Origin of the sequence: Nocardiopsis camelliae (assembly GCF_028993595.1) — a bacterium.
GTDB classification, from domain to species: Bacteria; Actinomycetota; Actinomycetes; order Streptosporangiales; family Streptosporangiaceae; genus Nocardiopsis; species Nocardiopsis dassonvillei.
In genome coordinates this window covers 4877880-4900722 of sequence record NZ_CP118614.1, presented here as the reverse complement: position 1 = coordinate 4900722, position 22843 = coordinate 4877880, and the positions used below count along the sequence as shown (strand labels likewise).

Annotated in this window: 18 protein-coding genes; 10 read left to right on the top strand and 8 right to left on the bottom strand. The window is 72.4% G+C overall.

Features of this window, described 5'->3' with window-relative positions; all coding sequences use genetic code 11:
- Positions 1 to 204 precede the first annotated feature (204 nt).
- On the top strand, positions 205 to 2010 hold the full coding sequence (locus PV789_RS21380; protein ID WP_274974253.1) for an SPFH domain-containing protein: 1806 nt from the start codon (positions 205 to 207) through the stop codon (positions 2008 to 2010).
- Positions 2011 to 3468, top strand: a complete 1458-nt coding sequence (locus tag PV789_RS21375) for an SPFH domain-containing protein (RefSeq protein ID WP_274974252.1) — start codon at positions 2011 to 2013, stop codon at positions 3466 to 3468.
- A gap of 98 nt (positions 3469 to 3566) precedes the next feature.
- Here the strand turns inward: PV789_RS21375 and PV789_RS21370 are convergent, their stop codons facing one another.
- The 3 genes from PV789_RS21370 to PV789_RS21360 all read right to left on the bottom strand — a co-directional run bounded on the left by PV789_RS21370 (position 3567) and on the right by PV789_RS21360 (position 5261).
- Positions 3567 to 3758: a hypothetical protein gene (locus PV789_RS21370; protein ID WP_013154335.1), complete on the bottom strand. Its 192-nt coding sequence runs from the start codon at positions 3756 to 3758 to the stop codon at positions 3567 to 3569.
- Between the two features lie 195 nt (positions 3759 to 3953).
- The gene (locus tag PV789_RS21365) at positions 3954 to 4610 is read right to left on the bottom strand and encodes a hypothetical protein (protein ID WP_274974251.1); all 657 of its coding nucleotides are present in this window, start codon (positions 4608 to 4610) and stop codon (positions 3954 to 3956) included.
- Positions 4611 to 4688: 78 nt separating this feature from the next.
- On the bottom strand, positions 4689 to 5261 hold the full coding sequence (locus tag PV789_RS21360; RefSeq protein ID WP_274974250.1) for a DoxX family protein: 573 nt from the start codon (positions 5259 to 5261) through the stop codon (positions 4689 to 4691).
- A gap of 201 nt (positions 5262 to 5462) precedes the next feature.
- Between PV789_RS21360 and rnhB the strand changes: the two genes are divergently transcribed.
- The 4 genes from rnhB to PV789_RS21340 all read left to right on the top strand — a co-directional run bounded on the left by rnhB (position 5463) and on the right by PV789_RS21340 (position 10447).
- The gene (gene rnhB, locus PV789_RS21355; RefSeq protein WP_274974249.1) at positions 5463 to 6161 is read left to right on the top strand and encodes a ribonuclease HII; all 699 of its coding nucleotides are present in this window, start codon (positions 5463 to 5465) and stop codon (positions 6159 to 6161) included.
- Between the two features lie 192 nt (positions 6162 to 6353).
- On the top strand, positions 6354 to 8825 hold the full coding sequence (locus PV789_RS21350) for an AAA family ATPase (protein WP_274974248.1): 2472 nt from the start codon (positions 6354 to 6356) through the stop codon (positions 8823 to 8825).
- A 42-nt stretch (positions 8826 to 8867) separates the two neighbouring features.
- On the top strand, positions 8868 to 9602 hold the full coding sequence (locus PV789_RS21345) for a nucleotidyltransferase family protein (protein ID WP_274974247.1): 735 nt from the start codon (positions 8868 to 8870) through the stop codon (positions 9600 to 9602).
- Between the two features lie 47 nt (positions 9603 to 9649).
- Positions 9650 to 10447 (top strand): tyrosine-protein phosphatase, encoded by a 798-nt coding sequence (locus PV789_RS21340; protein ID WP_274974246.1) that lies wholly within the window; start codon positions 9650 to 9652, stop codon positions 10445 to 10447.
- A 22-nt stretch (positions 10448 to 10469) separates the two neighbouring features.
- Here PV789_RS21340 and PV789_RS21335 read toward each other — a convergent pair whose 3' ends face one another.
- Both PV789_RS21335 and PV789_RS21330 read right to left on the bottom strand, forming a co-directional pair.
- Entirely contained in the window at positions 10470 to 12086 is a 1617-nt protein-coding gene (locus tag PV789_RS21335) for a hypothetical protein (protein ID WP_274978204.1), read from the bottom strand.
- A 199-nt stretch (positions 12087 to 12285) separates the two neighbouring features.
- Positions 12286 to 12573: a hypothetical protein gene (locus tag PV789_RS21330; protein WP_274974245.1), complete on the bottom strand. Its 288-nt coding sequence runs from the start codon at positions 12571 to 12573 to the stop codon at positions 12286 to 12288.
- Between the two features lie 569 nt (positions 12574 to 13142).
- Between PV789_RS21330 and PV789_RS21325 the strand changes: the two genes are divergently transcribed.
- Both PV789_RS21325 and PV789_RS21320 read left to right on the top strand, forming a co-directional pair.
- The gene (locus tag PV789_RS21325) at positions 13143 to 15224 is read left to right on the top strand and encodes a SpoIIE family protein phosphatase (protein WP_274974244.1); all 2082 of its coding nucleotides are present in this window, start codon (positions 13143 to 13145) and stop codon (positions 15222 to 15224) included.
- 366 nt (positions 15225 to 15590) lie between these two features.
- The gene (locus tag PV789_RS21320; RefSeq protein WP_274974243.1) at positions 15591 to 17303 is read left to right on the top strand and encodes an RNA polymerase sigma factor; all 1713 of its coding nucleotides are present in this window, start codon (positions 15591 to 15593) and stop codon (positions 17301 to 17303) included.
- Positions 17304 to 17762: 459 nt separating this feature from the next.
- On the opposite strand, the gene yaaA is transcribed toward PV789_RS21320, so the two are convergent.
- Positions 17763 to 18503: a peroxide stress protein YaaA gene (gene yaaA / locus PV789_RS21315; protein ID WP_274978203.1), complete on the bottom strand. Its 741-nt coding sequence runs from the start codon at positions 18501 to 18503 to the stop codon at positions 17763 to 17765.
- A 46-nt stretch (positions 18504 to 18549) separates the two neighbouring features.
- Positions 18550 to 19278, bottom strand: a complete 729-nt coding sequence (locus PV789_RS21310; protein WP_274974242.1) for a hypothetical protein — start codon at positions 19276 to 19278, stop codon at positions 18550 to 18552.
- A gap of 157 nt (positions 19279 to 19435) precedes the next feature.
- Between PV789_RS21310 and PV789_RS21305 the strand changes: the two genes are divergently transcribed.
- A complete protein-coding gene (locus tag PV789_RS21305; RefSeq protein ID WP_274974241.1) occupies positions 19436 to 20113 on the top strand; it encodes a GNAT family N-acetyltransferase in 678 nt (225 codons plus the stop codon).
- Between the two features lie 46 nt (positions 20114 to 20159).
- Here the strand turns inward: PV789_RS21305 and PV789_RS21300 are convergent, their stop codons facing one another.
- Positions 20160 to 20378, bottom strand: coding sequence for a DUF7455 domain-containing protein (locus PV789_RS21300; RefSeq protein WP_047869571.1), 219 nt, complete (start codon positions 20376 to 20378; stop codon positions 20160 to 20162).
- Positions 20379 to 20733: 355 nt separating this feature from the next.
- On the opposite strand from PV789_RS21300, the gene PV789_RS21295 reads away from it, so the two are divergent.
- On the top strand, positions 20734 to 22839 hold the full coding sequence (locus PV789_RS21295) for a DNA gyrase/topoisomerase IV subunit B (RefSeq protein ID WP_274974240.1): 2106 nt from the start codon (positions 20734 to 20736) through the stop codon (positions 22837 to 22839).
- The last annotated feature ends 4 nt before the right edge of the window (positions 22840 to 22843 follow it).

Here is a 22843-nt window from a genome sequence, read left to right as displayed (position 1 = left end):
CGGCCCGCCCGGACAGGTCCCGCGGGTGGGTGCCCCCGTCACGTTCCGGTCTACAGCCCTGGGTTCCGGACGCGTCTCATGACAGGGTTGATGCTGTCCGCTACGGCCCCTCCGGTCACGGAACAGGTCCCCACCTGGAACCGGACCGCGGTACGCGACGTCGTAGCCGGTAGTTCCCGACCTCCGACCAAGGAGCCCATGCCTATGTCGTTCGCGCAGACCGTGCGCGGCGCGGCCGGTGCCGTCGCCCAGGGGGGCGATCCGCGCCAGGCGGTGTCCGACGCGCTGCAACAGGCCACCGAGGGCGGTGGCCTCGACCCCCGGGACTTCGTCGCCGCCCGTGAACAGGGTGACTCCGTCGGCACCCGCATCGAGCAGAAGAGCACCTCCCTCAACAACGCGGGCGAGGCGATCAACCGCAGCTACTACGAGCGCGGCGACGGCGGGCCGGTCCACGTCATCTGCCCCATGGTCATCCCCCGCGGACGCACCTTCGTGACGATGCTCCCGGCCATCGCGCTGGTGGCCCTCGGCGTGCTGGGCGCCGTCACCGTCCTGGTCCCGCAGGCGCTCAGCGGTGGCAACCCCCTGACCAACCCCGTCTTCGGCGTCCACTACTGGCTGATCACCATCGCGGTGGCCGCGTTCATGTGGTGGCGCCAGGGCATGGTGATGGTGCCGGAGGGCTGCGAGGCGATCGTCACCCGCTTCGGCAAGATGGAGAACGTCTTCCAGGCCGGGCGGGTCACGCTCTTCAACCCCTGGAAGCGCGTCTCCTACATCGTCAACACCACCCGCGAGTACCCCTTCAACGCGCCGATCCGCTCCGCGCCCACCAAGAGCGGCGTGCAGGCCTCCATCGACCTGTTCGTGCAGTTCAGGATCGTCAACGCCACCGACTTCGTCTACACGCTGGGCGGCGTGAACGGCTTCCAGGAGAAGCTCAACAACGCGATCAGCGAGACCACGCGCAGCCTCATCTACGAGCAGCAGGCCTCGGCCATCTACGACATGGTCGGTGACAACACCCAGAGCCTGGTGGAGCAGCTCAACCGCCAGTTCAGCGGGATCGTGGAGCTGACCAGCGCCAACATCACCCACGCCGAGCCCTCCAACCAGGAGTACCGGATGGACCTGGCGGCGCCGGAGATGGTCCGCGTCGCCAAGGACGCCTACACCTTCGAGTACGAGCTCCAGCTGCGCAAGGAGCAGAACGAGGGTGACCTGAACAAGGAGCTGGCGACCCTCAACGAGACCCTGTCCGCGATCCAGGCCGACATCGCCCAGTACCAGGCGCAGATGGACACGGCCCTGGAGCGCGAGACCAACCGGGCCCGCTCCCTGGCCCACCAGCGCTTCGTCGAGGCCCAGTCCGAGGCCAACGCCAACGCGGCCCTGTTGCAGGCCCAGGCCCTGGACATTCGCGCGGTGAGCGCCGCCGACGCCCCCGAGATCCTCAACTACCGCTTCCGCGAGACCCTCCTGGACAAGCTGGAGGCGGTCGCCGACAGCCTGCCGCAGGTCCTGCGGATCGGGTCGGGCGACGCCGCCAGCGTCGACTACCTGCGCATCGCCCAGGAGATCATCGGCCAAGCCGACACCGCCCTGTTCTCGCAGGAGGACATGGACGCCATCCGCTCCCGCCTCGGCGACATCCGGGGCCGCATCGCCGAGCGCGAGCAGGAGATCAGCGCGCTGGTGCGGGACGCCGACGGCCCCCGGCCCGAACCGGGCCGGGGCGAGGATCCGGGGGAGGAGCTGGTGGAGGAGATCCGCCAGTCCGTCTCCGAGCAGGCCATCGACGAGCGCATGTCCGAGGCGCCCCAGGCGCCCCAGGGGTCCCGGGAGCCGCACGGTCGGCACGAGGCCCCGCGGGAGCAGGGCCCCGCAGGGCCGCCGGTCGACGCGCCGCCGCCCTCGGAAGCCCCCCGCCGGTCCCCGGAGGACCCGCCCCCGCCGCCGTGGTCGCGCGGCACCCAGGGCTCCGGCCCCGACGAGGGAGGTCAGTAGATGAGCGTGTCAGTGAACGCCGGCGGCGGCTCCAGCATCAAGGAGTCCCTCGCCTCGTGGGGTGACCTGGCCGGTCTGCTGCGCGGCGGCGACCAGGGCGCGATCGTCCCCGTGGTCATACCGCGCGACAACCGGGGCCTGCGGTGGACCGTCCTGGTCTGGTTCGGCCTGTTCGCCCTGTGCTCCGCGCTGATGATGGCCATCAACGCCTCGGCGGGCGGGTTCGTCCTCGGGGTCGCCTACGTCGTGCTGGCCGTGCCGACCCTGATCGTCGGCGTCCTCAGCATCGTCGTGGCGGGTCTGTGGTGGTGGCGCAGCTCGATCATCGAGATCGAGGAGGGCACGCACGGCATCCTCACCAAGTACGGCGCGATCGTGAAGCCGATCGGTCCGGGCCGCCACTACCTGTGGCACCCGTGGTCGCGGGTGGACTTCGTGGTGGACACCCGCACGGAGATCCCCTACACGGCGCCGGTCCTGGCCTGCCCCACGCGGGAGAACGTGCCGCTGAAGTCGATCGAGTTCTTCCTCAAGTTCCAGATCACCGACCCGATCCGGTTCGTGACGATCATCGGCGCGAGCAACTTCGACCTCGTGCTCTCCAGCGCGGTGCAGGACGCCATCCGCCAGCGCAGCCGCCTGGTCAACACCGAGTCCGCCTACGACCTGCGCGGTTCCAACGTCGAGGACATGCGCCGCCTGCTCAACGGGCAGCTGGAGAAGTACGGTGTGCGCATCACCGGCTGCAACATCCCCGACGTGCAGCTGCCCAGCCAGTACCAGCAGCACCTGTCCACCCGGGAGCGGGTGGCCAAGGAGCTGGTGGCCTACGAGCAGGAGTGGGAGCTGACGCGCAAGCGCCGGATCGACACCCTGCTGATGGACATCGAACGTTCCAAGAAGACCCGTGACGCCAAGATCGTCGAGGTCAACGCCTCTCTCAACAAGGCGCGCAAGGACGTGGCGCAGATGCTGGAGGAGCAGGAGACCGAGGCGCAGCGGGTGCGCTACGAGATCGAGACGCGCGGGCGCGCCGACCTGGTGGCCGCCGAGAACGAGGCGAAGGCGCAGGAGCGCCTGGCCACGGCCTACCGGGACAACCGGGCGGTGCTGGAGTACGAGCTGGCCCGCCGCCGCCTGGACGTGGGCGCCACCCTGGCCGGGCGCGCCCCGCGCCCGGTCGTGGTGCAGACCGAGGCGGGCGCGGGTGACGGTTCGGCGCTGTCGACGCTGCTGACCGCGCAGCTGCTGCCCCAGGTGATGGACGGCCGGGGCGCGCGGGCGCCGCTGGGCGGTTCGGGCGGGGCCAGGGACGTCCTGGACTCCGCGCAGGGCGCGGTCGCCGCGGCCGCCGAGCGCCAGCAGCAGATGGCCGACGAGTACCAGCGCCAGCAGGGCGCCGCGATGCGCGAGCAGTTCGAGCGCGGAGAGGGGTACGGCGGGCAGGGACGCCGCTGACCCGGCGGCCCCGAGCACCGCGGCCGGTCCGCGGGGCGCGGGGTCGCGCACGGGGGCCCGCGACCGGGAGTGGTCGCGGGCCCCTTCCGTGTCCGGGATCAGGCGACGGGGGAGAGGGAGGAGTAGCCCCCGGCGATGTCGATCCCGTTCCGTGCGGCGATCTCGACCAGGTCCTCGACCTCGCCCGCCTGCGCGCTGGCCAGGTCGTCGTCGCCGAGCGCGTGGGCGCGGCGCAGCGCGGTGATCGAGTCGTGGATGCGCACGTGAAGGGTGAGCGCGAACTCGCGCATGGGGCCTCTCCTCAGGTTTGGCGGCGCTGCCGGTGAGGGAGGGCCTGCGGCTCTCCCCCGGGGGGCGTCTCCTTGTGTACCCGGCGAGGGTGAGAGCAGGGTTGGAGTGGGACAAGGACGGGCAAGGCCGGGGTGAAAACGCGGCCGCCCGCCGCGCGGTGGCGCGGCGGGCGGGTCACGGGTGCGCGGGCGCGGTCAGTGGTTGACCCAGACGTACCAGTCGCCCGACACGTGTTCGTAGATCCTGGAGCCCTGCCCGGGGACGAAGACGCCCTCGGGGATGCGCTCGGCGCTGTGCGCCAGGCCCGAGGGGCTGAACAGCCCCGAACCCTCCACCGCGTAGTGGGTGACGCCCTCGTACGCCGAGACGCTGCGCAGCGAGTACAGCCCCACCCGTTCGCCGTTGAGCGGGATGGAGGTGCGGCCGTCGGTGTCCTCGCGCAGCGAGAGCAGCTGGTCGGAGGAGGCGCTGATCCGGCTCTGGAGCGGGACGTCGGCCACGGCCAGGCCGATCGCGGCGGCGGCGATCACCGGTGCGGACACCCAGCGCAGCCAGTAGTAGCGGATCATCGGGCGGGCCACCGCCAGGGCGATGCCCAGGCGCAGCGCGCCCATCCCGGCGAGCAGCAGACCGCCCACCAGGGCGGTGACGAACGTGGGCAGGTGTCCGCCGGGGACGCTGTCCTCGAAGAGCAGGACCAGGCCGACCACGCCGCAGGCGGGGATGTAGAGCCGACCGGGCGGACGGGAGGCCCAGCTGATCAGTCGCTGGCCGAGCGTCGGCTTCTCAGCGATCTCGATCAGCTTGGCCAGGGACCTGTCGGGGGTCGGGCCGGAAGCCGCGGCGGACATGGCGTTCCCTCCACCGAATCCGTGTCATGGGGACGCGGACCCGGAGCGAACGGGAAGAAGGCGCCGCAGGGGGCCGCGTCACAGTCGATACGGCCGCCGAAGCACGGCCTGCTCCACAGGATAGAGCAGTGGCGGGGCGTGTTCGGGGAGGCGGGAGGAAACGCCGCCGTCCCTCCCTCGGGTCGCGGGCGGTTGACGACGGTGTTTCCGGTGCCTCACGCCGACGCGCGGTGAGAGGACGAGGTGGTCCCAGGACCACCGTCCGCCGCTCACGGCCATCAGTACGCACACCGCCGTGACCAGCGACGTCGTTCCCCACGAGGAGATGGGCGCCAGGTCGGGCGAGCCCGCCGTGAGGGCGCCGAGCACCGCCGCGACGGCGAGCAGGGGGCCGGTCAGCCATGTGAGCAGGCCCACGGCGAAGGCGATCGAGAGCGCGACGAGCAGGGCGGGCAGCGTCCCGGCGATCGGGGACAGCACGCCCAGTCCGGCGGCGTCGAGGTGCTCGGCCACCGCGGCCTCCCGGCCGCGCAGCGCGAGCCCGTACTCGGTGAACATCCACCCGACGCCCACCCGGACGAGGGCGGCGACGACGTCGTAGAGGCGTCCCCGGGAGATCCGTGGCCGCGGGTACGGCCTGGCGCGCTGCATGCCCATTCCTCCCGGGCGGACGGCGGTCCTGACAAGCGGAAACTACACAAAGTCACGGCTGTTGACCTCTCGTGGTGCCCGGCGAGTCGCGCGAAAGGGCGCTTGCGTGGCCGTCCTGTCCGGGATCGGGGCCATCCGGCGGGGCCGTCCGCGACCCGGGCCCCGCACGGCGTCCGCGCCGCACGCCCTAGGGTGGAGACCGTGCCGACCACATCCACGCCCGCCCCGCCGCCCGCCGCACCCACCTACGAGCTGGAGGACGAACTCCGCTCCTCCGGCGCGCGGGTGGTCGCCGGAGTGGACGAGGTGGGCCGCGGCGCCTGGGCCGGTCCGCTCCTTGTCTGCGCCGCCGTCCCCGGCGAGGGCGACCCGCCCCCCGGCCTGACCGACTCCAAGCGCCTGACCCCCAGACGCCGCCGGGAGATCGCCGACCAGCTGCGCCCCTGGGTCGCCGACCACGCCTTCGGCTGGTCCTCCCCCGAGGAGATCGACGAGGTCGGCATGACCGAGGCGCTGCACCGGGCCTCCCGCCGCGCCCTGGACGCGCTCTCCCCGCGGCCCGACGCCGTCATCCTCGACGGCAGGCACGACTTCATCGGCCGCCCCTGGAGGGTGCGCACCTGCTTCAAGGGCGACCTGTCCTGCGTCAGCGTCGCCGCCGCCGCGATCCTGGCCAAGGTTTGCCGCGACGCCCTCATGGCCGAGCTGGCCGCCGACCACCCCGGCTACGGGTTCGAGCGGGCCGCCGGATACCCCTCGCCCGTGCACCGCGCCGCCCTGGCCGAGTCCGGGCCCACCCCGCACCACCGCATGAGCTGGTCCTACCTCGACGACCTGCCCCGGTGGAAGCACCTGCGCAGGGTCCGCCCCGCTCCCGGCGGGCAGCTCCCCCTGCTGTGAGCACCGGACCCGCGGCCCCCGGGCGGCCCCCCGCCGGGGGGCACGACACGCGGTCCCGTACTGGACATCCGCCCCACTTGGGGCAAGGCTGTGGCTGTGGACGTCGGCCCCCCGGCGCCCCCCGCCCCCGACCCGGACCCCGCCGGTCAGGAGAGCCGACCGCCACGGACCCCCACGCAGGAAGGTGCATGGATGACGCGTGAGATGCGCTCCACCGCCGCCGCGGAGCCGGGACGCGCCTCGGGACTCGACCGCGTGCGCGCCCTCTACCACCGGATCCCCCTCGGCAGACGGCTCGTGTCCGCGCTGGTCCTGCTGACCGTGGTCGCCGTCGTCGCGTTCGTCACGGGAGCCTCCGTCCTCGGCGCGGTCACCGGGGCCCTGGTCCTGCTCATGGCCCTGGCCGCCCTCATGCGCTCCGTGGACGCCTTCGCCACCGTCATGGTGTGCGTGCTCTGGCTCGCGGTGGCCGTCCCCCTCTTCCAGATCCCCCTCACCGGCGAACCCGTCACGCTGCTGGTCCTGCCCCTGCCCCCGCTCGTGGTCCTGGCCGCCGGGCGGGCGCCCGAGTTCCCCGTCTGGCACACCACCGTGCTCTCGCTGACCGCCGGGCTCATCGCCGGGTTCTCCCTGGCCCTGGTCGGACTGGTCGTGGAGCCCTTCGCCGCCTCCTGGGGGATCGCCCTGCTCTACGCCGCCGCGGGCGCCTGCCTGCTGTGGCGGCTGTCGGCCTCGCGCCAGATCCACCGGGAGAGCGAGGCCAACCGGCGCCAGACCGCCGAGTCCATGCCCGTCTCGCGCCGCAACGGCGGTACGGGCCACGCGAACGCGCCCGGGGGCCGGGACGGAGCCGAGGGCCGCACCCGGACACTGCGCGCGCGCACCGGCAGCGGCTCCCGAGGCGTCCCTGCCGCCGACGCCGACGACGAGCCCGTCCCGGTCGACCAGGCCCTGGCCGAACTGGAGGACATGGTCGGCCTCGACCCGGTCAAACAGCAGGTGCGCGGGATCGCCGCCTCCATCGAGGCGGCCCGCCTGCGCGCCGACGCGGGCTTCCCCGTCGAGCGGCCACTGCGCCACCTGGTCTTCTCCGGTCCGCCCGGCACCGGCAAGACCAGCGTCGCCCGCACCCTGGCCACCATCTTCCACTCCTTCGGGCTGCTGCCCACCTCCCGCGTGGTCGAGGCCCAGCGCGCCGACCTCGTGGGGGAGTACCTGGGCGCGACCGCCATCAGGACCAACGAGCTCATCGACCGGGCGCTGGGCGGCGTGCTGTTCGTGGACGAGGCCTACTCCCTGGTCAACGAGGGCGACGGCCAGGCCGACCGGTTCGGCAACGAGGCCGTGCAGACCCTGCTCAAGCGCGCCGAGGACGACCGCGACCAGCTCGTCGTCGTCCTGGCCGGGTACGAGAAGGAGATGGACGCCTTCCTGGCCTCCAACCCCGGTCTGGCCTCGCGCTTCGCCACCCGCATCAACTTTCCCAGCTACACCGCCGACGAGCTGTTCCGCATCGCCGAGTCCCTCGTCCACCAGCGCGGTGACACCCTCGACGGGGAAGCCGCCCAGGCGCTGCGGCGAAGGTTCGACCAGGTCGTCCAGCGCGAGGTGGTCGACGAGCTCGGCAACGGCCGCTTCGCCCGCTCGGTGGTCGAGAAGGCAGCCCAGGCCCGCGACGTGCGCGTGGTCACCGCCGGGGTGGACGGCGCGGAGCCCGCGCCCCGACCCGAGGCCGAGGACCTCATCACCGTCCGCGCCTCGGACGTGGAGGCCGCCCACCGGGAGCTGACCTCGCGCCTGCCCGGTTTCGGCGAGGCGCCCGGCATCGGCGAGGCGATGGCCGAACTGGACGCCATGATCGGCCTGGAGCCGGTCAAGGAGCAGGTCCGCTCCATCGTGGCCCAGCTGCGGGTGGCCAAGCTCCGCGAGGAGCAGGGGCTGCTCAACCAGGCGCCCATGCGGCACTTCGTGTTCTCCGGTCCGCCCGGCACCGGCAAGACCACCGTCGCCCGGGTGCTGGGCCGGGTCTTCGCGGCGCTGGGCCTGCTCGGCCGCGCCGACGTGGTCGAGGCCCAGCGCGCCGACCTGGTCGGTGAGCACCTGGGCGCCACGGCGGTCAAGACCAACCGGCTCGTGGACCGGGCGCTGGGCGGCGTGCTGTTCGTGGACGAGGCCTACTCCCTGGTCAACCCCGGCTACAGCGGCGGCGACGCCTTCGGCTCCGAGGCCATCCAGACCCTGCTCAAGCGGGCCGAGGACGACCGGTCCCGGCTCGTGGTCGTGCTCGCGGGCTACCCGGCGGAGATGGAGCGGTTCCTGGCCTCCAACGCCGGGCTGTCCTCGCGGTTCAACGTGCGGGTGCGCTTCCCCTCCTACAGCGCCGACGAGCTCACCGAGATCGCCGAGGCCGTGGCCGCCCGCACCGGCGACGCCTTCGACGACACCGCGCGCGAGGACCTGCGCAGCATCTTCGCGCACGTGTGCGAGGCCGGGTGGATCGACGAGCTCGGCAACGGCCGCTTCGCCCGCTCCCTGTTCGAGAAGGCGTGCTCCCACCGAGACCTGCGCGTGTCCCAGGAGCTGGGCGAGGCCGCGACCGCCGCCGAACTCACCGTGCTGACCAGCGCCGACGTCCGCAGGGCCTACGCCGAGGCGACGCAGTAGACCCGAGGGGCCGCGCACACGCGTGCTGCTAGTGTCCGGTCCATGACCGCTGCACCCACTTCCCCCTCCGCGTCCCCCGTCACCCAGGCGCTCATCCTCGCCGGGGGCCAGGCCACCCGGCTGCGGCCCTACACCGACACCCGCCCCAAGGCGATGGTGGAGGTGGCCGGACGGCCCATCATCGACTACCAGCTGGAGTGGCTCACCGGCCACGGCGTCGAACACGTCGTCGTCTCCTGCGGCTACAAGGCCGAGGTCCTGCGCGAGCACCTGGAGGCCCGCGAGGGCGGTCCGCGGATCACGCTCCTGGTCGAGGACGAGCCACTCGGCCGCGGCGGAGCCCTGCGCTTCGCCTCCACCGGCCTGCGCGACCCGGAGGCCCCCTACTTCGCGCTCAACGGCGACGTGCTCACCTGGTTCCCCCTGGACGAGATGACCGCCCGCCACCGGGAGCGGGGCGGCCTGGCCACCCTGGCCCTGGCCCAGTTCCGCACCACCTGGGGCATCGTGGACGTGGACGACCAGGACCGGATCGAGGGCTTCACCCAGAGCCCGCTGCTGCCGGTGTGGATCAACGCCGGGGTGTACCTGTTCGAGCCGGGCGTCACCCCGCTGCTGCCGACCAAGGGCGACCACGAGTCCTCCACCTTCCCCGAACTGGCCGGGGAGGGGCGTCTGACCGCCTACCGCATCGACGGCTTCTGGCGCGGCGTGGACACCGCCAAGGACGTCAAGGAGGCGGGGGAGCGGATCACCGCCATGCGCGAGGGCGCCTGACCCCGGCCGGGGAAGAGCGGACGTCGGCCGACCGGGCGCCGGGGAGGATGGGTATCGTCACCAAGGTGACGAACGACGGTTTCCTCCTCTCCAGCGCCCCCAACTTCCGCGACCTCGGCGGGCACCGCACCGCCTCGGGCCGCACGGTCCGCCGCGGGCTCGTGTACCGCTCCGACGCCCTGCACGCGATCGCCGCCGACGAGCTGCCCGCCTACAACGGCCTGGGCATCCGCCAGCTCGTCGACCTGCGCACCCCGCACGAGCGCGAGACCCTCCCCGACGTCGTCCCCGAGGGCGCCGAGTACGCGGTCGTGGCCGTGCAGGACCCCGAGGCGGCCGGAGCCAACTTCTCCCTGGCCCTGGCCGACCCCGAGAAGGCCCGCCTCATGTTCGCCGACGGCGCCGCCGAGCGCTTCATGCACGGCGTCTACCGCGAGCTCGTGACCGACGCCGAGGCGCTCACCGGGTACCGGGAGCTGGTCGAGCGGGTGGCCCGCGGCCCGGCGTCCCTGGTCTTCCACTGCAGCGCGGGCAAGGACCGCACCGGCTGGGGCGCCGCCCTGCTGCTCGGCCTGCTGGGCGTGGACCGCGAGGCCGTGGTCGCCGACTACCTGGCCAGCAACGAGCGCCAGGCCAACACCGACGAGTGGATGCGCAGGCTCGCCCGGCACAGCGCCCTGGACTGGGAGGAGGTCGTCCCCATGACGCGGGTGCGCGCCGAGTACCTGGAGACCGCCTTCGCCCACGTGGACGAGGTCCACGGCTCCTTCGACGCCTACGTCACCGAGGGCCTCAAGCTCTCCGACGCCACCGTCGAACAGCTGCGCGAGCGCATGCTGGAGTAGGCGCGGTGCCGGGGCGCGCGGCCTACAGCGCGTCCAGGCGGCGGCGCAGGTCGCTCTCGCCCGAGGCGGCCTCCAGCACCTCGCCCAGGGCGGCCAGCACGCCGGGCCGGTCCACACCCCGGTCCAGCATCCGGCGGGCCGCCGCCCACAGGTTCGCGGGCCTGCCGTGCCACAGCCTTCGGGCCAGGCGCTCGTGCCGGTCCAGCTCCCGCTCCCGCTCGGGGTCGTCGCCGGTCACCGGCCGGTACCACCGGTCCTGCCCGCTGGAGTGGCGGCCGCTGTGCGGCGTGGCCGCCTCGTACTCGCCGTAGTGGTCCAGGCGCAGCAACGCCCTGCGGCCCCGGGCCGTGTCCGGGTCGAACTCCTCCGGCGCCCACGTCACCAGCTCGCTGGCCAGCAGCGGGAACGCGAACATCCGACGCGCCAGCGACGAGAAGTCGCCGTCCGGCATCAGCCGCCGCACCGCCTCCTGGCGCAGCCCCAGCGGGCGCGCCGGGTCGCGGTAGGTGCGGGTGAACTCCGCGGTGGACTCCCACACCGCGTCCAGCGTCGCGCCCACCGCCACCCGCGGCAGCCCGCCGCGTCCGCCCGCCCAGCGCACCCACGCCGCCAGCACGTGCGGCATGGCCTCCTGCTCCTCGGGCAGCAGCACCACCCGGCCGGGCAGCCAGTGCAGCAGGAAGGACTCCACCTTGCGCGGGCTGACGCGCATCGGCCGACCGCCGTCCACGTCGCAGCCGTGCGTGATGATGTGGTCGGCGCAGCGGCTCGCCGCGTAGGAGTCGGAGAGTTCGGCGGCCTCGTCCGAGGCCAGGAAGCGCGCGGCCAGCACCGCGCGCCGGTCGCGCCGCCACACCGGGGCCGGGAAGGGGTCCACCCCCTCGGGAGGCGTGGGCAGGGACCGCACCCGCGCGTTGGCCAGGGCGAAGTGCGCGGCCAGCGACCCCCCGGTCAGGTCGGAGACCTTCAGCCCCACCGGCTCCATGAGCGCCCCCGAGGCCCGGTCGGCCGACGCGCCCGCCACCACCTGCTCCGTGCGTTCCAGGGCCCGCGACAGCAGGGCGCGCGCCTCGGTCAGCTCCACCTGCGTGAACCGCGCGAACTCGTCCGTCTCGGCCCTGGTCCGGCAGCTCTCCAGCAGCTGCTCGACCTTGGTGGTCACCCAGGCGTCGCGCAGCACGCCGCCGCCGTTGTGGTCCAGGACCAGGATCAGCGCGTGCTCGGGCGGCAGCGAGCCCGGGTGGCCGGGGTGGTCGCCGTCGCGGCTGAACACGCACACGAAGTCCTCGGTGTCACCGAACTGGTCGGTGCTGACATAGACGGCCACCGGTGTGACCGCGCCGAGCTGGGAGGCCCACGCCGGTACCTGGAGGCCGCGCTCGCGGAGCGCGATCATCCCCTGTTCGGCCAGGCCCCGCTGCTCGGACGAGGTGCCCAGGGCGGTGACCGCCGCGAGCACGCCCAGCCCCGCGGGCTTGCCGGAGGCGGTGGCGTGCGCCACCAGGCCCTCGCCGAGCAGCCTCTCCACGTCCACTCCGGGGACCCGCTCCCCCCACCACGTGCCGAGCAGCTCGCTGAAGGCGAGTTCGGCGTCGAGCGGGTGGCGCATGGCCAGCAGCGCTCTGGCGGCGCGCAGCATCTCGTCGAAGACGGCGCGGGGAACCGGTTCGGAACCTGGGGACGGAGGCATCGGGGAGGGCACCACCCGAGCGTATGCCAGCCCCGGGTGTGCGCTCCTCCGTTCCCGCGAACCGACGGCGGCACACCGGCGGCGCCGGGCGCGACCAAGGCGCGGCTCCCGTCGGGGGAGGCCGCGCCCCTGGTGGTGACCGTCGGGCTCAGCGCGGTTTCGGTATGCCCCTGTGGCCGCCGAACAGGCCCGCGGCTGATCTGCGCGCCTGCTTCCTGGCCGGCGGGGAGGGCGGCACGGAGTTCACCATCGCCTCCAGGTGCTCGCGGGCGACCCGCTCGACCAGGTGCGGCGTGACCGTGATGCCCAGGTGTTCGACGCAGTTCCAGGTGTCGCTGACGCAGCGTTCGACACATCGGTGGGACAGGGCACTGAACTCGTCGTGGAGCCGTGCCGAGATCCGACTGAGATCCTGGACCGGGAAGGTCTGGAGCATTCTCGCTCACACCCCTAGCTGGAGATGGCCTGGACGGTGACCTCCACCCATTTCACTTGTTCTGGACGGAGTGTCAACCCCTCTCCCGGCACGCTGTTGATAAAACCTCCGGGAAGCATCGTTTACCCGAACACCACCGTCATCGCAGTTCAGCAAGGCGAAAAGGGTGTTTCAGGCGGATAACGCCCCTGGCCCCGAGTGGAGAACGCAAACCTCCCGGGAACTCCCATCGCCGGGAATAGGCGGAAAACACGTCGCCGAAAGTCTCCGTCCGCTGTGACGCGACCCTCGGGTGGCCTATTGTTTACCTTCCACGTCCACGGGCGGCCTCCCTCCACGACGGCCGTTGCGTGTGGACGGCTGTGTCTTATGCTTGAGCCGTGACAGCGGCCGAGAGGAGTCATCGAGCGTGACTCCCGGGAGCCGCGGAGCCCCCCGATCACCTTCGGCGCCGCGCGACTTCCGGCTTTCACGCCGGGGGCGGCCGGTCGACAGGGGCCGCGCGGCCCAGGCAGCACCCCCCAACGAAACACGGCTGGGGAATCGACGGTTCCGGAGGTGTCGAGCAGTTGAGCGCCGAGACGTCCATTCCGCCACCCCGGGTCAGCGGGGCGGAACTCCCCGACGCGGTCGGATCCCTCCTCACCGACTCCCCGATCGGGTTCGCGCTGCTCGGCCCCGACGACCTCCTCGGCACGATCAACCAGCGCCTGGCCGCCGACGTCCTGGGGCGCGCACCCGCCGAGTGCCTGGGCCGCGACCCCGGCGACCTGCTGGAGGAGAGCGGTGACCGCGACGCCGCCGCCGACCACCGGACCGGCCTGGCCCGGGCGCGCGAGAGCGGGCAGGCCGTCCGCGGACGCCACCGCGCCCCCGCCGGACAGCGGTGGGACCTGACCTGGTTCCCCGTCACCGAACCGGACACGGACGAGGAGTACGTCGCCCTCATCGCCGTCCCCGCCGGTGAGGGCGCCGAACCCGCCGACGACGGCGCCGCCCTGCGCCGCGACGAGCAGCGGCTGCGCGCCCTGTTCCAGGCGGGCAACCAGATCGTCTGGGCCGCCGGGCCCGGTGGCGAGATCCGCGAGGACTGCCCCCAGTGGCGGGCCGTCACCGGCCAGGAGCTGGAGCACTACCTGGGCCGGGGCTGGCTCGACGCCCTCCACCCCGAGGACCGCCCCCGCGTCGAGCGCGCGTGGGAGGACTCCGTCCTGGACGTCACCCCCTTCGACGCCATGTTCCGCGTGCGCATCCGCTCGGGCGGCTACGGCCACTACCGGGCCAGGGCCCACCCGGTCATGGAGGGGACGCGGACCGCCGAGTGGATCGGAACCCTCGCCGACATCACCAACGAGCGCGAGGCCGACGAACTCCGCCAGCGCCTCAACCAGCAGCTCAGCGAGGCGGCCATGCGCACCGCCCGCCTCCAGAAGGCCACCTCCGACCTGGCCGAGGCGCTCACCGCCGACGAGGTCGTCAACGCCATGTCCGAGATCGGCCGCTCCGGGGTGGGCGCCGACCACACCTGCGTCGTCCTGCTGGACCGCGACCGCCTGCGGCTGCGCACCATCGCCGCCGCGCACGCCCACCAGCTGCCCCGCTCCACCTTCCCCGCCGACCACCCCGACATCGCCGCCCTGGCGGTGGCCGACCGGCTGCCCCGCCTGGCCGCCAACCCGGCCGAGCTGAGCGCGCTGTTCGACGGCGCGCCCGAGGTCGACGAGCTCGTCGGGTCCACGCCCGAGCGGGCCTGGATCGCGCTGCCGATGATGACCGCGGGGCGCCCCATCGGCGCGCTGCGCTTCGCCTTCTCCACCCCGCGCGAGGTCTCCGACGACGAGCGCGTGTTCCTGGAGGCCCTGGCCGGACAGTGCGCGCTGGCCATCGGCCGCGCGACCCTCTACGAGCAGGAGCACAGCACCGCCGAGGAGCTCCAGCGCAGCCTGCTGCCCGAGGAACTGCCCGGGGTGCGCGGCGTGCGCCTGGCCGCCTACTACCGGTCCGGGTCGCAGAACGTGCAGGTCGGCGGCGACTGGTACGACGCCTTCCCGCTGCCCGACGGCCGCGTCGCCGGTGTGCTCGGCGACGTCATGGGCAAGGGCATCCCGGCCGCGGCCGGGATGAGCCGCATCCGCAACGCGCTGCGAGCCCTGGCCTTCTCCATGCCCGAGCCCGCCGACGTCCTGGCCGGCCTGGACCGCATGTTCTCGGCCACGGAGGGTATGGACCAGGTCACCACACTGGTCTACTTCGTGCTCGACCCCGTCACCGGACAGCTCGACCTCAGCAACGCGGGACACCTCCCGCCGCTGGTCGTGGCGGGCGGCGCGCGGCCGTCACTGCTCGACACCGAACCCGACACGCCGCTCGGGGTCAGCTCCCCGCGGGGCCACCACAAATTCTTCGTCCAACCCGGTAACACCGTCGCCCTGTACTCCGATGGACTGGTTGAGAACCGCAAACGGTCCGTCTACTCCGGACTCGACGAGCTCGTCCACGTGGCGTCCTCGGCCCCTCCGGAGGTGGTGGGCGATCCACAGCAGATGCTGGAGTACCTTGTTGAGAGCATGCTCGATGGGTATGAGCAGGACGACGACGTCACGCTGCTCGCCGTCCAGCTTCCGGTGATCGACTCCGTGCCGGAGCGGTAGTGCCGGTTCGAGGCGGACCGGTGGACACCGGTCTGTGGCGGACCGGTGCGCACCGGTCCGCGCCGTGCCGGTGAACCGGCGGCAGACCGACGACAGACCGTACGAACAAGTCCATTGCCTTGCCTACAGTGAAGAAGCCGTTCCGCCCCGCGATGCGGGGGTGATCCTCTGCGGGGGTGACCTCCGGGAGCGCATACGCTGGACGGGGACGACCCTGGAGAGCGCATACGCTTGAAAGACCAACGGCTTCCCCGCCCCAGTGGGGACGATCCCAGGCCGCAGGTGGGAGAGGGCGCAGTGCCCGGTCCCGGCCAGGCGGACCACCGGGTCCGACAATCTCGCCACACGTCCGTTCGAGAGGTGTTTGTGTCATCTGCCAGTTCGACTCGCTCGAAGCAGTCCGAGTCACTGCAAGAGCCCGTCATTCAGCAGCTGATCGAGCGTGGGCGGTCCCAGGGCTTCCTTGAGCCCGAGGACGTGCGCCGTGCCTTCGAAGAGGCCGAAATCCCGATGTCGCAGGCGCAGTCCGTGCTCCGCAGCCTCGCCAAGGAGGGCGTGACCGTACTCGTCCCCGAGTCGGCCTCCTCCCGGCGCAAGGCGCCGCGGCGCAAGGCGGCGACCACCAAGACGGCGGCCACGCGGTCCACCTCGACCAGGTCCACCAAGACCACCGCGACGAGCAGGGCCGCCAAGCCCGTGCGCGCGGCGGCGGCCCAGGAGCAGAACGAGACGGTCACCGCCGTGGTCGGTTCCGCCGAGGACGCCGGGGGCGAGGCCAAGGCGGAGAAGAAGCCCGCGGCCAAGAAGCCCGCCAAGAAGGCGGCGCCCAAGAAGCCCGCGACCAAGGCCGCCAAGACCACCGCGGCCAAGGGCCCGGCCGCCAAGGCCACCGGCCTCAAGGCCGCCGCCAAGAAGACGGCGACCAAGGAGCTCGGGCTCGCGGCGGACGGCGAGTTCGACGAGGACGAGGACGGCCTGGACGACCTCGAGCACACCGGCGCCGAGCTGGAGCTGGTCGAGGACACCCCGGACCCGGCGGACAAGGACCTCAAGCCCGCCAAGCCCGAGGCCGTGGGCGCCCCGACCAAGCCCGCGAACGAGGACGAGTCCTTCGTCCTCTACGACGACGATGACGACGCCCCCGCGGCGCAGGTCGTGGCCGCGGGCGCTACGGCGGACCCGGTCAAGGACTACCTCAAGCAGATCGGCAAGGTCCCGCTGCTCAACGCCGAGCAGGAGGTCGAACTCGCCAAGCGGATCGAGGCCGGCCTGTTCGCCGAGGAGAAGCTGGCGGAGGAGGCCGAGCTCCTCACCGTCGAGCTGCGCGACGAGCTGGAGTGGATCGCCGAGGACGGCGGCCGCGCCAAGAAGCACCTGCTGGAGGCCAACCTCCGGCTCGTGGTCTCGCTCGCCAAGCGCTACACCGGCCGCGGCATGCTCTTCCTGGACCTGATCCAGGAGGGCAACCTCGGTCTGATCCGCGCGGTGGAGAAGTTCGACTACACCAAGGGCTTCAAGTTCTCCACCTACGCCACGTGGTGGATCCGCCAGGCGATCACCCGGGCCATGGCCGACCAGGCGCGCACCATCCGCATCCCGGTGCACATGGTCGAGGTCATCAACAAGCTGGCCCGCGTCCAGCGCCAGATGCTCCAGGACCTGGGCCGCGAGCCCACCCCGGAGGAGCTGGCCAGGGAACTCGACATGACCCCGGAGAAGGTCGTCGAGGTGCAGAAGTACGGCCGCGAGCCGATCTCCCTGCACACCCCGCTGGGCGAGGACGGCGACAGCGAGTTCGGCGACCTCATCGAGGACTCCGAGGCGATCCAGCCGGGCGAGGCGGTCAGCTTCACCCTGCTCCAGGAGCAGCTGCACTCGGTGCTGGACACGCTGTCCGAGCGCGAGGCGGGCGTGGTGTCCATGCGCTTCGGTCTCACCGACGGCCAGCCGAAGACTTTAGACGAGATCGGCAAGGTCTACGGGGTCACCCGTGAGCGCATCCGGCAGATCGAGAGCAAGACGATGTCGAAGCTCCGCCACCCGTCGCGTTCGCAGGTGCTCCGCGACTACCTGGACTAGGTTCACCCGGGTGGTCGGCCGGTCGGCGGCCCTTTCACGCTGACCGGCGGCTGAAGAGAACCGGACCGGCCCCGGGTCGGCGCCCCCTGCCCGAAGGCGGGGCGTGCCGACCCGGGACCGGCACCCCCAGTTCCGCGCGGTTGTGGCGACGTCCGCGTGTGCCGGAGCAGCCCCCGTTGGTGCTCCGGGGTGCCCGTCGTGCTCGGGAGCGTCCTTGGGTCTCCCGGGCACTGTGTCATCCGAGGCACCGTGTCGTTCGAGGTGCCGTGTCATCCGATCCGACGGTGTCCATCCTGCCGCACGTACTGTAGGTGCGGCATAAAGCCGCGATATCGAGTCGTTATGTGACGGGGAGTGGCCTGCGGCCGCTCCCCGTTCTCCGTGTGCCCGGAGGTCCTCTCCGTGCACACGGGCGCGGTCCCGCCTCCGCGGCCCGCGCCCGTGTGCACGGCGTCCCCCTCAGTCGCGGACGACGACGTTCAGCACGTGCCGTTCGGGCAGTTCCACGGTGTGCCCGAGGTCGCGCAGGGCCGACACCAGCTCCTCGGGGGTGGCGGCGTCCACGCCCTCCAGCAGCAGGGAGCGGGCGATGTCGCCCCGGGTGGCCTTGGCCATGTGGCTGACCACCGTCCGCTTGGCGACCCCGTCCACCGTGCGCTCGCGCAGCACCCTGACGGCCACGCCGTTACCCGGAGCGTAGGCGGCGGCGTAGGCGGACGAGCGGCAGTCGACCAGGAGCCGTCCTTCGGTGAGCTCGTCCAGGGGCGCGGCCGCCTCGCGGCGCCAGTAGGCGCCCAGCCCGCCCAGGGGCGGCAGTTTCACGCCCATGGACAGGCGGTACGGGGGCAGCCGGTCGGCGGGTCCGACCGCGCCCCACAGTCCGGAGAAGATCAGGACCCGGGCGTCGGGGATGTCGGGCAGGCCGAGCCGGTCGTAGAGCACGCCCGTGTACAGATCGGCCGCGCGCAGGGTCGGCGCGGTCGTCAGGTCCAGGTTGCGCTTGAGCGCGTCGGCCTGCCTGGCGCTGATCCCCAGGGTCTCCAGCGCGGTCTCCTCGGGCCCCGAGCACAGGTCCGCCAGCGCCGCCATGACCCGCTCGCGGGCTCCGGTCAGTTCCGGAAGGGTCAGCGTCCCGAGGTCCAGGCGGGGGCCCTCGCCGGAAGAGGCCTTGCCCTCGGACGGCGGCAGCAGGATGAGCATGGTGGAACTTCCCGGGTGGAGGCGGTGGTCGGATACCCCGCCCATGCTAGGGCGTGTGCGGAGCCCGTTCCCTGCGCCGGAGGACCTGGACGGCGAGGGTGACGAAGGCGACGCACAGCAGGACGTCCAGGACGGTGCCCGCGACGCTGAAGCCCTTGAGGACGCCGTTGGCGTGCAGCGCCATCGACAGGACGCACAGGAAGCGGACCGGGCCCACGCAGCGGGTGGCGAGCAGCCCCGCCGCCAGGAGCACCCAGCCCAGGTTGGGCGCCCACACCAGTGCGTACACCACGTGCACCCGGGGGTAGAGGAACTCGACGAACGCGGTGGCCAGTTCCGGGGAGTGGGAGCTGACGAGCTGGAGGGAGGCGAAGTTGGCTCCCTCGAAGAAGGCCGCCACCATGAGGCCGAGCAGGCACACGGTCCCCGTGGCGGTGCCCAGCGCGGGCCGGGTCCCGGCGATCGACGCCGCCAGCCCGGCGAAGGCGGGCACCAGGAACAGCAGTCCGGCGAACCAGAGCCCGTACCCCCAGGCTATCTGGACGGGATCGTCGGCGTACGCGGCGATCTGGTCCGGGAAGAAGAAGTGGTGCGGCGCCTTGAGCAGCTCCCCGGCCAGGAGCAGCGGCGGAGCCGCCGCCAGCGAGACGGCGGTCGGCCAGCGGCCGGGAAAGGGGCCGGGCACGGGGGTTTCGGCCCGCCCCGGAAGGTCGCGGAGCAGGGACGTCCTCAGGGACGCGGACGTGAAAGGGCTTCGTCGGGGGGTGGAGTCCATGCGGCCATCCTCGCCACCGGGAGGGCGCCGTGTCGGGAACGCTGCCACGACGGCCGACCGGGGGCCCGCACCCGCCGGGCAGCCGTACCTGGGGCGGGCCCGCGGCGCCCGCGGGCCCGCCGGATAGCATCGTCGGCTCCGGGAGAGGGGAGCGGGTGTGCACGAGTGGGCGCGGCGGGTGACGCGGGACTGGCCGCCGTTCGAGGTGGAGGAGCGCGGCGGCTGGCGGTTCGGCTTCGCGGAGGGGATCACCAAGCGGGCCAACTGCGCGCTCGTGCTGGACCCGGACGCGCGGGTCGCCGAGGTCACCGCCTACTACACCGGGCGCGGGCTGAGGCCCTGCGTGCAGGTGTGGCCGGGCGAGGAGGAGGTCGACCGGCGGTTGGCCGACCACGGCTACGCGGTGGTGGAGCCCTCGATGGTCCTGGCCCGCGACCTGGGCGCGCGCCCCGACGCCCCGGGCACGTCCTCGGTGGCGGCCTCGCCCGGGCCCGGGTGGCCGACCACCGGGGCGGCGCGCATCCTCGGCCGGGTCGACGCCGCCTACGGAACGGCCGAGCGGGGCCTGGGCCGGGGTGCGGCGGTGCTGGACGGGGGGTCGGTGGCGGTCTGCGCCATGTTCACCGACCCCGCGGCGCGCGGGCGCGGCGTGGCCTCCGGGCTGCTGGCCGACCTGCTGCGCTGGGGGTACGACCGCGGCGCCCGGCGGGCCTACCTGTGCGTGGTCGCCGACAACGCCCCGGCGCTCGGGCTGTACGGGCGCGCGGGCTTCGCCGAGGTGTCGCGGTACCACAGCCGTGTACTGGAGGGCGCGCACGAAGGCGGCGGCTCCTGAGAGGAGCCGCCGCCGGTGTTCAGGCCTGTTCTGTTGTGCTCTGTGGCTAACGCTCGTCCGTCTTGCTCTCGTTGAGCTTGTCGGTCTCGTCCTGGATGTCCGAGGCGATCTTGCGGAGAGAGTCGTCGTGCTTGCGCATGTGGTGGGCGCAGAACAGCAGCTCGCCGCCGGAGTTCAGCAGCACCCGGACGTAAGCCTGCGCACCACAGCGGTCGCAACGGTCAGCAGCCGTCAGCGGCTGGGTGGGGGCAAGGGTTCCAGTCACTTCGCCATCCTCAATACTCGGCGTTAGTCACCTCTGACAACATTTAACCCGACCAGGACGTTCCCAACCCGGTCCCGTGTACGCCGACAGCGGAATCTGCCTGGTTGATGCCTGGATGTCGTCTCATGTCCTTGTTGTACCCGCCTCATGGCCCGGCATCCCAGGAAAAGGGGAGCATCCAGGTCGCATCCACCGGAGGTGGTAGTCTCGCGCGGGGCAGGCCCCCGTCCTCCCGCCGGGTCCCGGCGGTAGCAAGCGACCGGCACGCCGCCCCCCTATTCGTCAGTGCGGCGCGGTACAAAGGGCACGCACCGCACAGCGCCCTGATGGCCCTGAAGACGCAGGAGATGTCCGAGTGACCGCCTTGACCGCAGCCGTCCACGACCCCGAGGATTACTCCGCCCGACACCTGTCGGTCCTCGAAGGTCTTGAGGCGGTGCGCAAACGGCCGGGCATGTACATCGGGTCCACCGACAGCCGCGGCCTCACCCACTGCATGTGGGAGATCATCGACAACTCCGTGGACGAGGCCCTGGGCGGCTTCTGCACCCGGATCGACGTCACGCTGCACTCCGACGGATCGGTGTCGGTCAGCGACGACGGACGCGGCATCCCCGTGGACGCCGAGCCCAAGTCCGGCCTGTCCGGTGTGGAACTGGTCATGACCAAGCTCCACGCGGGCGGCAAGTTCGGCTCCGGCTCCTACACCGCCTCCGGCGGCCTGCACGGCGTCGGCGCCTCGGTGGTCAACGCCCTGTCGTCGCGCGTGGACGTCGAGGTCGACCGCCAGGGCCGCACCCACGCGATCAGCTTCCGCCGGGGCATCCCCGGCCGCTTCGCCGGTTCCGGCCCCGACGCCGAGTTCACGCCGGTCTCGGGCCTGGAACAGGTCCGCAAGGTGGCCCAGAAGATCACCGGCACCCGCATCCGGTTCTGGCCGGACATGCAGATCTTCCTCAAGGACGCCGACATCGCCCGCGAGGCGCTCCTGGACCGGGCCCGCCAGACCGCTTTCCTGGTGCCGGGGCTGACCCTCTCCGTGCGCGACGAGCGCGTGGAGGGTGAGCCCGCCCACGAGGAGGAGTTCCGCTTCGACGGCGGCATCGGCGAGTTCTGCACCTTCCTGGCCCCCGACGAGCCGGTCAGCGACGTGCTGCGCATCCAGGGCAGCGGCAACTTCACCGAGACCGTCCCGGTCCTGGACGACGCCGGGCACATGGTGCCCGCCGACGTCGAGCGCCGCCTGGACGTGGACGTCGCCCTGCGCTGGGGCACGGGCTACGACACCACCGTGCGCTCCTTCGTCAACGTCATCGCCACCCCCAAGGGCGGCACCCACATCAACGGCTTCGAACGGGCCCTGGTACGGGTGATCAACGAGCAGCTGCGCACCACCAAGCTGCTGAGGAACAGCGACGACCCCGTCACCAAGGACGACACCCAGGAGGGGCTCACCGCGGTCGTCACCGTCCGCCTGCCCGAGCCCCAGTTCGAGGGCCAGACCAAGGAGATCCTCGGCACCTCCGCGGCGACCAGGATCGTCTCCCAGGTGGTCGGCAAGGAGCTGCGCGAGTTCCTGACCTCCACCAAGAAGGTGGAGAAGGCCAGGGCGCGCAGCGTCCTGGAGAAGGTGGTCGGCGCCGCTAAGGCCCGCCTGGCCGCGCGCCAGCAGCGCGAGACCCAGCGGCGCAAGACCGCCCTGGAGAACTCGGCGCTGCCCGCCAAGCTGGTGGACTGCCGCAGCGAGGGCCTGGAGCACAGCGAGCTGTTCATCGTCGAGGGGGACTCGGCGCTGGGCACCGCCAAGCTGGCCCGGGACTCGGAGTTCCAGGCGCTGCTGCCGATCCGGGGCAAGATCCTCAACGTGCAGAAGTCCTCGGTCACCGACATGCTCAAGAACGCCGAGTGCGCGGCCATCCTCCAGGTGGTCGGCGCCGGTTCCGGACGCACCTTCGACATCGACGCGGCCCGCTACGGCCGGATCATCCTCATGGCCGACGCCGACGTGGACGGCGCGCACATCCGCTGCCTGCTGCTCACGCTCATCTACCGCTACATGCGGCCCATGTTGGAGGCCGGGCGGGTGTACGCGGCCGTGCCGCCGCTGCACCGCATCGAGCTGACCAACACCCGGCGCAAGCGCGGCAGCAAGCCCGAGGACCGCTACGTCTACACCTACTCCGACGCCGAGCTCTCGCGCACGCTGCTGGACCTGGAGAAGCGCAAGATCTCCTGGAAGGAGCCGGTGCAGCGCTACAAGGGCTTGGGCGAGATGGACGCCGACCAGCTGGCCGAGACCACCATGGACCCGCGTTACCGCACCCTGCGCCGGATCCGGGTGGAGCAGGCCGAGGAGGCCTCCTCCGTGTTCAACCTGCTGATGGGCAACGAGGTCGCCCCGCGCCGCCGCTTCATCCAGCAGGGCGCCCAGGAGCTGGACGTGGCCCGCATCGACACCTGACCGG